Source organism: Psychrobacter sp. GW64-MNA-CIBAN-0177 (assembly GCF_040309585.1).
In the GTDB taxonomy this organism is placed as follows: domain Bacteria; phylum Pseudomonadota; class Gammaproteobacteria; order Pseudomonadales; family Moraxellaceae; genus Psychrobacter; species Psychrobacter okhotskensis.
Genome location: NZ_JBEOOY010000025.1, coordinates 24,930 through 36,598 on the forward strand (window position 1 = coordinate 24,930; position 11,669 = coordinate 36,598).

Consider the following 11,669-nt stretch of genomic DNA (forward strand, 5'->3'; position numbering starts at 1 on the left):
CCATATTTCTTAATTACCCATTAATAAGCCAGTAAACGTTATGTCGTTATTTTCATCTCGCGCTGATGCCAGTGTCAAAGACAATCCTGCTTTGCCAGCTGTACCATCAAGTTGGCAAAAAAAGACTCGCAATCCGAGCCCTAAACATCAACGTGCCGCCATACCACCGTGGTTCATCAATACAGCAAGCCTCATTCTTATGGGGCTTTTGGTGTTATTGAGCTTATCTATTGGTGTGGCTGACTTTTCGTGGTCAGGTATCTTGCAGAGCCTGATGACTCAGAGTGCCAACTCCGATAGCTCATTGTTATTGGTTAGCCGTATACCGCGTACCATCGCCATTATCTTGACTGGTATTGCGATGGCAGTGGCTGGGATGATTATCCAAGTAGTACTAAAAAACCGCTTTGTAGAGCCATCTATGGTTGGTGCAACTCAGAGTGCTGCACTTGGTTTGCTAGTGGTCAGTCTGCTGTTCCCTGCCAGTGCGCTCATTGTAAAAATGGGCGTGGCAACCATCGCTGCCGTTTTTGGCATGATGCTATTTATGCTGCTCATTCACCGCATTCCGCCCACTGATTTTTTGATGATTCCACTGATTGGCATTGTCTTTGGCGGCATTATTGAAGCCGTCACTACCTTTATCGCCTATCAAACCGAATCACTACAGATGCTGAGTGTTTGGCAGTTTGGAGATTTTTCGGGCGTATTGGCAGGGCGCTATGAGCTGTTGTGGCTCACGGGTGGACTGTGTGTGCTGGCTTATATTATTGCTGACAAGCTGACCATCGTTGGTTTGGGTGACAATATCGCCTTAAACTTGGGTATTAGTAAGCGTCAGGTTACTTGGATTGGCGTGGGTATGGTAGCCATGATGAGCGCTGTCGTGGTCGTGACTGTGGGCATGATTCCCTTTATTGGACTGGTCGTACCAAACATTGTGAGCCGCATAATGGGAGATAAGTTACGTCGCAGCTTGCCAGCAGTTGCCCTACTTGGTGCTTCAGCCGTGCTGCTATGCGACATTATCGGACGCTCTATTCGCTATCCATTTGAAGTGCCGGTCGCCACTATTTTTGGTGTGGTTGGTACGGTGCTGTTTTTATGGCTGTTATTACGAGCGCCAGCTGAGCAGTAGCACTATGTTCACTAACTGTGTATTAGTTTTCAACACTCACTTACCGTCGTTCATTTTTTGCCTTATTAGATAAGCTTGGCACCATAGGATTTTTGTATGTTCTCATCAACTAAGCTTACTTCTACCAAGACTGGTGCTACCAAAACCAGCACAGCGATAGATAACTCATCTTCAACAGATGGTCAGTATTCAGCCGCTGCACAATGTCATTTGGCAAAGCTTTGGGCATGGATAGTTGCCCATCCAAAATCTATAGCAGCTATTATTCTACTTATCTCGATGACCTTGTTTATGACACTCAATGTCAATGGCTATTGGGACTTTGCGCTACCATTACGCGGCAAAAAACTGCTGGCACTGATGGTGGTTGGCTATGCGATTGGCGTGTCGACGCTACTGTTTCAGACGTTGACTCACAATCCAATTCTAACGCCCTCCCTACTCGGGTTTGATTCACTCTATGTTCTGTTGCAGAGCTTACTGGTTTTCTTTTTAGGTGCGATTAGCTTTACCAGTCTCGATTCTATTGCCAAGTTCACGCTAGAGATTGTCCTGATGTTTGGGGCATCTTTATTATTATTTAAGCTATTATTTTCTAAAAGCAGTCAGGATTTGACGCGGCTAATATTAGTAGGCGTTATCTTTGGCGTGTTATTTCGCAGCTTATCAGCACTCATTGCACGGCTAATAAACCCTGATGATTTTGTGGTCGTACAGTCTGCTAGCTATGCGCAGTTCAATACGGTCAACCCTCAGCTGCTGGGCATCAGCTTATTTATCTGTGCCATCACCGCGATATTTGTATGGCGCTGGCGTTATCAATGCGATGTGTTGATGCTCGGACAAGCACAGGCCGTCAACCTTGGTATCAACTATCAGCGTCTAGCATTTGGTCTATTAACTGTCATCGCTGTACTGGTTGCCACGGCCACCGCCCTGGTCGGTCCAGTGACTTTCTTTGGTCTATTGGTTTGCGCATTGACCAATCGTATCGCGCGACATATGTATCACACTGAGCGGCTGATATTGGTCAGCTTGGTCGCTATGATTTGCTTAGTACTGGGTCAGACTATCTTTGAGCAAGTGCTAGATATGGCAGGCGTGTTGTCCGTCGTGATAGAGCTAGCAGGTGGATTGATGTTCTTAGCATTGATATTTATGTCTCAACGTCGTTCTTTATGATTACTTAGCCGACATTGTTTATTTAGCTGATGCTGTTGATAGAGAAAACCCTAAGACTTTTTAAATAAGACTGACTATGATTAAACTGAATAATATCTCTCACCATATTGGCAAACAAAAAATCTTGCATGACATTACGTTGTCTCTACCAACGGCGCAGGTGATTGCTTTGATTGGGCCTAACGGTGCTGGGAAGTCTACGTTGTTTTCTGTTATGGCTCGCTTGCAGCCGCTACAATCTGGGCAGGTGAGCTTCGCTGTAGATAATGAGGAACGTGACATTGTCAGCTGTCAGGCGCGCACACTGGCCAAAACTGTCGCTATGCTCGGACAAGACAATCATGTGCAAGGACGCCTACGCGTACATGAGCTACTGATGTTTGGTCGTTATCCTTATCATCAAGGGCAACCAACCGCAGACGATCAGCAAAAAGTACAGGAAATCCTCGAACGCTTTGAGCTTGAGCCACTTGCCGAGCGTTTCTTGTCAACGCTATCAGGTGGACAGCGTCAGCGCGTGCTGATCGCCATGATTGTTTGCCAAGATACACCCTATCTATTGCTCGATGAGCCACTGAACAACCTAGATATGTATCATGCTGGTCGGCTGATGCGTGAGCTACGCCAGCTTAGCCACAATCAGCAAAAAACCGTGGTAATCGTCCTGCATGATATCAATCAAGCAGCACAATTTGCAGATACAGTGGTTACGATGAAAGCAGGAGAAGTGACGGCTGTTGGTCGTCCTGCTGATGTTATTACTAAAGAGACGATGAAAGATTTATACAACGTCGATGTCACTGTCCTAAGCCATCAGGGTCGTCCAGTGATTGTTGATACGGTTTAATAACTAAACCGTATTCAAGTACGCAATAAAAACTCAATATATTACTAGCACATTGGTACTAGCACTATATTGAGCATATTAATTTTATGTCTTAACATCTATTTAAGTTTTTGCGCTGCTTTAAGTCGTTGCTGTCGACCTTTCCACCACAGATAGACGCCCGTAATGGACAACACCGTCACAGCCAAACCGACCAGTGCTAAAAATATTTGATACAGTAAGTGGCCGATGCCATGGCTAATATGACCCATATGTAAGGTCAACAACCAATTATTGGTTTTGCTGCCGAATGATGAGTTCTGGTAGCCGAAGTTAACATGTTCAACGCTACCTGTTTTTGCATTGACCGTGATGGATGATGCACCGCCTTTTTTACCAATATCCTTATCTGTCTTAAAGCGCAGCTGCCATTGACCTTCATCCTCTACCCAGCGTACGCCCAATAGCTGTTGTACTGTCATGCCCTTACTTTTGGCAGCGATGTCTGCTTGCTCACTTAAATAAGCAATGCTATTGGCTTTGTTGACCACATCAACAGCCTCGACATCGACAGCCTTATTGTTTACAGCCTTAACCCTAGTCGCCGTTTCTGCACCAGACGCCTGCTCCGCTTTTTCTAATGGTTTTCTTGAGTTCTCCTGTCTTTCACCTCTTCCCTCAAGCCCTACGACAGCATGCATCACAGGTTGATAGACCTCTCGTAGGTTAAAACCAACACTCGACCACGCGATGATAAACAAGATCCCCCAAAGCCATAATCCAAAAGCATGGTGTAGATCATAATTCAATTTAAACATATTACTTTTGGTACGAATTTTCCACGCTGGTAACCAGCGTTTCAAAAAGGAGGCACGTTTTTTAGGCGAGGTTTGATTCTGTGCTTTTTTCTTGAGCGCTCTAGGAAACGTTAAGTAAAAACCAATAAAGCAATTAATCGTCCACACGAGCGCAACAATCCCTAGTAGCAATTTTCCAATATCACCCAGTAATAAATCGCGATGTAACCAAAACACTTTCCACATGGTGTTGTGCCATGCCCACTCATCTCTATCACGAGTACCAATGATATCGCCAGTATAAGGGTGGACATAAACTTGCTGAAACGGTGCTGTTGATTGGTTTTGGGCGGCTTTTCCTCGTGCTCTATCTACCGAAAATACAGCCGACCTCTCTGCTGCTATCGAGGTTGGCATACTAGAAAAAGCATATTGTGGATACGCACTTATGACCTTGTCATGAAGCTCGGCAATAGGCAGATGTGATGCGTTTTGTTTCTCAACCTGAGCCAGTTTATGGTTAAAGATATCGTCTAGCTCGTCATGAAATGCCAATAACGTGCCAGTAATACCAGTAATAATTAAGAAAGCTGCCATGGCAAGCCCAGTATAACGATGGAGCCATAGGCAAGCTTGACGAGGATTGAATGAAATCATTAGTCTTAGTTCTTTGTCATTTGTTGTTTTGGTAGGTACTTATCAGTTGGCACGTCATTGCTGTTACAGCCAATGTAAAAGCTAGTAGGCAATAAAAAGCCAGCTCCCGTATAAGACAGCTGACTTTATAAGTACGATTAGACTTAAATTCGATAAGCTAGATTAGAACTGATAAGTTAAAGACGTTTTGATATTACGTCCCATTTCAAAATCCGTATAATTATCATCTAAAGCATTGTTACGTGAGGCATGGCTGGCATAGGTCTCATCAAATATGTTATATACGCCAAGCGTGGCTTTTAAGCCTTCAACTTGAGTGGGTGTATAGCTCATAAAGATATCATGCACATCATAGTTAGGCTTTTTAGGCTGTACTGTCTCAGCTTTTGGCGTGACTGACGCAACATAGGTACTGCGCCAGCCAAGCTCGGTGGTATTCGTTGGCTGATACGCCAAATTGACCATATACTTGTCGCCAGACTCAGAGCTACTACCGCTCACTGATGAGATATTGTAGCCAGTATCATCGCCTTCACTGCGGGCGCGAGCGTAGCTGAGACCCATGCTAAAGTTATCTGCTCGATAGTCGGCTGATAGCTCTACGCCTTTGATTTTATAGTCTTCGTCTTTATTGATGACCCCTTGGCATTTGCCGCCCAGCTGACCGGTCGCACAGTCTAAACCCACTCTATTACTGCCTGCACGGACGAATTCGATATAGTTTTCGATATTGGTCTCAAAGTACTTGGCGCTCAGTTGTAGTGCGTCGTCGCTTGTGGTCAGGTCGCGCAACGTCGTGGTAATACCGACTTCTGCGTTATCGCCTTCTTCCGCTTTTAGATTTTCATTAACAAAGGTATCTTGACCATTGGCATTAAAGATAGCTTGGCTCAAGTCTGGGCCGTTAAAGAGCTGTGTATAACTGGCAAATATTTGCGTACGTGGTGCAATTTCGTAGCTGGCGGCCAAGGCACCGACGACATTGTCATAGGTTTTGCCAGCCGATACATACTCTGGAGATTCATAACGGTCATAACGGACGCCTGGCGTTAAACTAAGCTTGCCCATTTGCCATTGGTCTTCCAGATAGACTGAAGTGTTGGTCGCCTCATCGGTGCTCGCCTTGCCAAAATCGCGCGCCATCTCAGATTCTTTTTTGTAATGCTCAACCCCAGCGATTAACTTATGAACCCCTGGCACACCGTTGATAATAGTGCTATCAACGATACTGGTGTTCTGTACTTTGCCGCCTGTGGTTTTGACTTCTGCATCAAACTCAAACCCAGGTATGCCATCAGAGTTACGCAAAATCTGCGTGCTAGTCTGATATACATTGGCATCTACATTGACCAACTGGTTGGCAGGACTATATGCATAGTCAAGCGCATAGGTATCGCGTTTGACTTCCTGCGGGATGATTGGGTTCCAGCCACCAGCAGGAAAATCTGGACGCAATGGGAACTTGCCTTTGTTTTCGGTACGGCTAAAGCTAGCGCCTACATGATGATCACTACCGACATAAGCACCCGCTTTTAATAGGATGTTTTCGCCTTCGCTGTCTTCCGTTTGGATTTTACGGCCTTTACCGTCTTCACCAGCATTAGCATCACGTTTGCCATAATAAGCCAGCAAATCAACACTTTCTGTTGGCGCACCATATACAGTAGCTGAGGTTAACAGCTCATCATTGTTGCTGCCATAGCCTGCATGCAGCTTAGCACCTACTTTTTGACCAGGCTTAAGTAAATCTGCCGCGTCGACTGTCTCAAAAGCAACCGCACCGCCGATAGCATCATTACCGAGCGTCACTGAGTTATTGCCCACCGACACCTCTGCTTGTTTTAATAAGTCCGGATCAATCGTGACATCGCCCATATGATAGAACAAAGCGCCTTCTTGACGGGCGCCATCAATCGTAACTTTTAGGTTGGTGTCATCTAGCCCGCGTACACGAATACGTTGGTTGACTGATGAGGTGCCACCCACGCTTACCCCTGGTACAACGTCCAGAAAATCGCTCAGATGGCTTGCTTGTGCCGCTGGCGTATAGTCATCTATATAGACAGAGTCTTCTTGTACACTACCGCGGACAGAGCTATTTGCTGTCACGGTAATCGTTTGCAACGTCGTATTTGGCATATCTGCTGCCGTTGCGGCACTGGCAGCTTGTGTCCACAATACAGCGGCAACACCGATAGACAATACTGTCAATTGACTAGATAACTTTACTTCGCGCATAACACATTTACTCACTTGGTTTACTCTCAGAAATTAGAATGTTTAGAATTATTTTTAAAGGCTATCATCGAAAAACCCTTAAAATAGTGCCTACCAGAAGATTAAATACCTTAAAAACGCTTAAGCTTATTGTGCGAATAACATGATTAATGTTAATGATAATGATTAGCGTTTAAATAATGAGAGGCATAATAACGAAGTATTAACACTTTGGCAATAATTAATATAATAAATTCTCAATTTTAGCTCTAAACATGCTGAGAGAGCATAAAAATGCTTCGATACTGGTTATAAAATAATCATTCAATATTATTCTGGCTTTGTATTAAGGCTATTGTATTAAGGCTATATGTAGTCAGGCGTAAGAACTTATCACGTTTATAGCAGTCTGTTATTCACTTAACTCATTACTTGTTTTTCTTGTACTACTGTACTAGAATACTGAAACAAGATAGTTCTCAGCGAAAAATTGCTCGATGAGCGACTTATCTATTTTCTTTGGCTAAGATGACCTATTATGACTACCGATCCTTATCAGAGCTTAGTGAAACATTTGACCAACTGTACTGATAGCACAGATATCGAAAAGCTGCTCAGTGCCCTGCTGACGGATAAAGAACAGCATGACATCGCCAATCGTATTCGGATTTTTGACTTGCTAGATCGTGGCATCACCCAACGTGATATCTCTGAGCAACTAGGTGTTGGTATCGCCACTGTCTCTCGCGGTGCCAAGGCCAAGCAAAGCCATGATGTCAGCGCATTACTGGCCACACATAGAGACTGCTCTTAACCCTTTGAAAGATACTATCTAGCTTTTTACTGACGAAACTTATACTTATTAATCGACACTTATTTGAACCATTTCGGACTTTGTTATGACCTCTAGTACTCGCGCACAGACCAAACTTACTCCTATCGATATCCCGAGCAAACCACAACGTATCAAACTGACGCAAGATATCGATTTCTTTGCATTATTCAAACGTATTGAAAGTGCGTTTGATACCTGCTACTTGCTCGAATCATTGGGTGAAGACAGCCATATCTCGCGCCATCATGCGATTGGCTTTGACCCTGTGACGACTATCGCCGCATTAGACCGCAACACGCTTGCGATTACCGATAATAAAACTGCTGAAACAAGCCATTATCAAACGGATAATCCTTACGAGCTACTGCGCACAATTACCCCGCAACACGTCATTGCTCGTGACCAAAGCGGTGGTCTCGTTGGTTATTTGGGTTATGACAGTGTCAATTTCTTTGAGCCCAGTCTTAATGCTAAGGCGAGCGACGATTTTGAACCGTTTAAATTTGGCGTCTATTTGGATGGTTTGACGCTCGATAAAATGACCGGTGAGATTTTCTATTTTTATTATCCGACTGCGCAGCAAGAAAACCGCATCGAGCAAATCAAAGCCTTACTTGATGCGCCAATTCCAAATTATCAGCCGCCGACGGTTGCGTTTTTGGGTGATGGCATGAGTCAAGAAGAGCATGCCAAAGCGGTCATGCAAGTCAAAGAAGACATCATCTCGGGGCGTATCTTTCAGTGTGAGGTCGGATTTAAATCCAAATATCGTATTGCGGGCGATAAGATGCCGATTTATGAAAAGCTGCGCGCGGTCAACCCATCACCGCATATGTACTTTATGAAATTTGCCCAGCAGTGCATCATTGGAGCGTCACCAGAACTGTTATTTCGCTTACGTCAAGGCGAGATGGAAACGTATCCACTGGCAGGCACAGCCAAGCGCGGCGTTGATGTCGTCGAAGACCGTCAACTTGCTCGCGCCTTGCTCAACGATGCCAAAGAGATTGCCGAGCACAATATGCTAGTCGATTTGCACCGCAATGATATCGGCCGTGTGGCTCGATTTGGTACAGTAAAAGTACGTAGCCTCATGGATATCAAACGCTTCTCACACGTGCAACATATCTCTTCTGAAATCGTCGGAATCTTACATCCTAATGAAGATATGTTTAGCGCCCTTGCCAGTAACTTCCCTGCTGGGACGTTGTCAGGCGCACCAAAAGTTGAAGCGATTAAAGTCATCAATGAGCTGGAGCCAGATGGTCGCGGTGCTTATGGCGGCGCGCTTGGATCGTTTAATTTCAATGGCGATTGTATCTTTGCTATTCCTATTCGCAGCCTATTCATCAACGGCGAATCCGCCTATGCACAGACCTGTGGCGGTAATGTTTATGACTCAAATCCAGCCGATGAGTACTTAGAGATTCAGCGTAAACTGTCGGCGATGAAAGTCGTGTTGGACAGCTTTATGCAATCATAATTGCTACCAGAAGTACTGTGTACATTGACCATATTTTACCTAGCACTATTTTTACAAAAGAGTTTATGACCCATGAATGTTTTAATTATCGATAACTACGACTCGTTTACCTTCAATCTCTACCAATATGTGGGTGAGATTTTGCAAACCTTAGACAGTGATAAAGAGGCCAGCGTCATCGTTAAACGCAATAACGAAATCACCCTAGCAGATGTACAGGCCATGAATCTTGACCGCATCATCATTTCACCCGGTCCTGGTGCTCCTGACGACCCCGCCTACTTTGGGATTTGTGCCGAAGTCATCGAAGTGATGGGTAAGACGACGCCAATACTGGGTGTCTGCTTGGGTTTACAAGGCATCGCGCATGTATTTGGCGGTGACGTGGTACGCGCCAGTGTGCCGATGCATGGTAAGGTCTCGTCGATTCGACATGATGGCGCAGGTGTCTATCAAGGCTTACCACAAGAGATTGAAATCATGCGCTATCACTCACTGATGGTAAAAGCAGATACCCTACCAGAGTGCTTGACTGTGACAGCTGTCGTCGCCAATGACGCTCATGTTGACTTAAACTTGGCAGAATCAGCGCTAGCAGGTGATGAGATTATGGGACTCCAGCATAAAGACTACCCCATCCAAGGGGTACAATTTCACCCAGAGTCTTTTGCCACCGAAGGTGCCAAGCGCTTGCTAACGAATTTTTTGCTACAGGTATAAATTATCATGCTTGCCTTGGGCCCAAATAAATCCAGATTACCGATATATCAACGACTATGCCGTGTAAGTGTATTTGCGAGTCTAATGCTGTGCGCTTCTTTTAGCTCAGCCGTGACGCCTATAAAAGCGAACTTTATACTAGGTATGGACATACAAGGTCAACGCTTAAATCTATATCGAGATTGCGAAGAAGGCAGTGTGACTTGCGATAATATGCTGCTGGTTGCCCCTGATTTGGGTCGATTGTTGCAAACAAAGCAGCTTGGAGAGAGGCAAAATAAATTACCTTATGCCGTAAAGCTTTATCCTGCTAAGACCAAGCATAGCTTATGCAAAGATGGCGTGACGCCTTGTAGATTCCAAGGCTATCGCTTTGAGGATAATGACTTTAATGGATTTATAGACCCATCAAACAAGGAAATAACGGTAGGCAGTCAATGGAGAGAAGATAGCGCGACCTTTTCCTACCAAGAAAATTCAACTTATTTGCCATTAGCGTCACAAGCTGGTCTCATTGATTCTTTATATAAAACTTCTGACAAAGATTTAAATAGTAGCTACAAACTTGTCGGAAAAGACATAGAGAATGTATACGGTCAAGATAGCCTGAATGCGTTCAAAAAAAGATCAGGTTAGATGGATAAGGGAGCGTTCAAAGGACTGCGGGGCAGATTCTCGGCATCAACCCAGAACCCAAGCTGAAAAAGTCTGTTTTATTCAGCAAAATAATGCTCGAATGGAAGAGTATTTTTTGTGGATTGACTAAAGCCATGTTCTTATTTTGAGAATAGACCTCTTGCATAAGTCTATGCTTTAGTGAAATTGGTCGCGCAGTATTGGGCAATGTTAGCACCAGCAATACCTATTTATGAGTCATCAAACACGGTCTGTTATAAGTGGTTCCATTATAGCAGTCTGTTAATAGTTTTGAAGGGTGAAATATCTGGTTCCCTTGGGGTATACGCAAGACGAGACCCGTAGCTTTGATTATATTTGAGTTCGATATTTATTTCGAAACATTGCCAAGAATTTTAAAAAATTATTTTTCCAAAAAACGAACCAGCCATAAAAAAAACGGATACCGAAAACGATAAATAGGTATAAACCATTGATATATAAGTTCTCGAACCATGCCTCTTGATCTATCAAACCTAATGTGAACCAGTTTGCATTGGTTAAAAACCCCCACGTGCCAATCGCCATAAAAAATGCAAAAATAAGCGACCATGCGCAACTGCGTAAAAAAGACATGACGCTATGAATATTTCTGGGATCAATTTGCTGCATACCCAGCCATCTTAACGGCTTCCACAATACGATCGACAATGCCGCTAAAATAGGAATAAACATGACCACTCGGATAAAGTGGTACAACATTGCGGCATCACCAAATGGAGATGCTAAAAATGCCCATTCATCTCCAAAATATTCCTTCAATTTAGTATCTGCACTATTACCACTAAAATACAAATTAAAGAGTTTTCTATTCTCATTAATTGGTGGCAGCGTTAAATTATTATGTACCCAACCAATACACGCATTGACCCAGTCAGGCTGCCACACTAGGCTCAGATCTCTTATCCAGCAGCGGGTATACAATACATCGAAGAGTATAAATGCAAATAAAAATGCTAGTGATAGCGTTTCTAATCGGTTAGGGGGTAGTTTACCGTTGCTAGTAATCTGCTTATGCACCTGCTCTCTTTGTTCAGCATCTTCTATGCTGCTTAGCGTTTCATACCCCACTCTCAACTTTAAAAGTGATTGAAAAAAGAAGAGCACCTCACTAATCTATTGTTTTCGACCAAGAATAC

Annotated in this window: 10 protein-coding genes; 7 read left to right on the forward strand and 3 right to left on the reverse strand. The window is 44.0% G+C overall.

Translation table 11 applies throughout. The features are described 5' to 3' along the window. The first annotated feature begins 40 nt into the window (after positions 1 to 40). From AAEY79_RS12505 to AAEY79_RS12515, 3 genes are all read left to right on the forward strand, one after another. Positions 41 to 1,138: an ABC transporter permease gene (locus tag AAEY79_RS12505; protein WP_201583383.1), complete on the forward strand. Its 1,098-nt coding sequence runs from the start codon at positions 41 to 43 to the stop codon at positions 1,136 to 1,138. A gap of 96 nt (positions 1,139 to 1,234) precedes the next feature. Then, positions 1,235 to 2,320: an iron chelate uptake ABC transporter family permease subunit gene (locus tag AAEY79_RS12510; RefSeq protein ID WP_352288576.1), complete on the forward strand. Its 1,086-nt coding sequence runs from the start codon at positions 1,235 to 1,237 to the stop codon at positions 2,318 to 2,320. Positions 2,321 to 2,396: 76 nt separating this feature from the next. Continuing rightward, positions 2,397 to 3,167 (forward strand): ABC transporter ATP-binding protein, encoded by a 771-nt coding sequence (locus tag AAEY79_RS12515; protein WP_201583387.1) that lies wholly within the window; start codon positions 2,397 to 2,399, stop codon positions 3,165 to 3,167. A 98-nt stretch (positions 3,168 to 3,265) separates the two neighbouring features. Here AAEY79_RS12515 and AAEY79_RS12520 read toward each other — a convergent pair whose 3' ends face one another. Both AAEY79_RS12520 and AAEY79_RS12525 read right to left on the reverse strand, forming a co-directional pair. Continuing rightward, positions 3,266 to 4,600, reverse strand: coding sequence for a PepSY domain-containing protein (locus tag AAEY79_RS12520; protein ID WP_201583389.1), 1,335 nt, complete (start codon positions 4,598 to 4,600; stop codon positions 3,266 to 3,268). 162 nt (positions 4,601 to 4,762) lie between these two features. Continuing rightward, positions 4,763 to 6,838 (reverse strand): TonB-dependent receptor domain-containing protein, encoded by a 2,076-nt coding sequence (locus tag AAEY79_RS12525; RefSeq protein WP_201566166.1) that lies wholly within the window; start codon positions 6,836 to 6,838, stop codon positions 4,763 to 4,765. Positions 6,839 to 7,355: 517 nt separating this feature from the next. On the opposite strand from AAEY79_RS12525, the gene AAEY79_RS12530 reads away from it, so the two are divergent. From AAEY79_RS12530 to AAEY79_RS12545, 4 genes are all read left to right on the forward strand, one after another. After that, positions 7,356 to 7,631, forward strand: a complete 276-nt coding sequence (locus tag AAEY79_RS12530; RefSeq protein ID WP_102090498.1) for a Trp family transcriptional regulator — start codon at positions 7,356 to 7,358, stop codon at positions 7,629 to 7,631. Positions 7,632 to 7,716: 85 nt separating this feature from the next. Next, positions 7,717 to 9,135, forward strand: a complete 1,419-nt coding sequence (locus AAEY79_RS12535; RefSeq protein WP_352288581.1) for an anthranilate synthase component I family protein — start codon at positions 7,717 to 7,719, stop codon at positions 9,133 to 9,135. A 72-nt stretch (positions 9,136 to 9,207) separates the two neighbouring features. Beyond that, positions 9,208 to 9,855 (forward strand): aminodeoxychorismate/anthranilate synthase component II, encoded by a 648-nt coding sequence (locus AAEY79_RS12540; protein ID WP_352288584.1) that lies wholly within the window; start codon positions 9,208 to 9,210, stop codon positions 9,853 to 9,855. Between the two features lie 84 nt (positions 9,856 to 9,939). Continuing rightward, a complete protein-coding gene (locus AAEY79_RS12545; RefSeq protein WP_201566170.1) occupies positions 9,940 to 10,491 on the forward strand; it encodes a hypothetical protein in 552 nt (183 codons plus the stop codon). 351 nt (positions 10,492 to 10,842) lie between these two features. Here the strand turns inward: AAEY79_RS12545 and AAEY79_RS12550 are convergent, their stop codons facing one another. Further along, complete coding sequence (locus AAEY79_RS12550) at positions 10,843 to 11,637, reverse strand: hypothetical protein (protein ID WP_352288587.1); 795 nt, start codon at positions 11,635 to 11,637, stop codon at positions 10,843 to 10,845. Positions 11,638 to 11,669 lie beyond the last annotated feature (32 nt).

What these genes read in the sequence shown, in the direction of transcription:
- AAEY79_RS12505 (WP_201583383.1), top strand. Translation starts at nt 41, where the DNA reads ATGTCGTTATTTTCATCTCGCGCTGATGCCAGTGTCAAAGACAATCCT.
- AAEY79_RS12510 (WP_352288576.1), top strand. Translation starts at nt 1,235, where the DNA reads ATGTTCTCATCAACTAAGCTTACTTCTACCAAGACTGGTGCTACCAAA.
- AAEY79_RS12515 (WP_201583387.1), top strand. Translation starts at nt 2,397, where the DNA reads ATGATTAAACTGAATAATATCTCTCACCATATTGGCAAACAAAAAATC.
- AAEY79_RS12520 (WP_201583389.1), bottom strand. Translation starts at nt 4,600, where the DNA reads ATGATTTCATTCAATCCTCGTCAAGCTTGCCTATGGCTCCATCGTTAT.
- AAEY79_RS12525 (WP_201566166.1), bottom strand. Translation starts at nt 6,838, where the DNA reads ATGCGCGAAGTAAAGTTATCTAGTCAATTGACAGTATTGTCTATCGGT.
- AAEY79_RS12530 (WP_102090498.1), top strand. Translation starts at nt 7,356, where the DNA reads ATGACTACCGATCCTTATCAGAGCTTAGTGAAACATTTGACCAACTGT.
- AAEY79_RS12535 (WP_352288581.1), top strand. Translation starts at nt 7,717, where the DNA reads ATGACCTCTAGTACTCGCGCACAGACCAAACTTACTCCTATCGATATC.
- AAEY79_RS12540 (WP_352288584.1), top strand. Translation starts at nt 9,208, where the DNA reads ATGAATGTTTTAATTATCGATAACTACGACTCGTTTACCTTCAATCTC.
- AAEY79_RS12545 (WP_201566170.1), top strand. Translation starts at nt 9,940, where the DNA reads ATGCTGTGCGCTTCTTTTAGCTCAGCCGTGACGCCTATAAAAGCGAAC.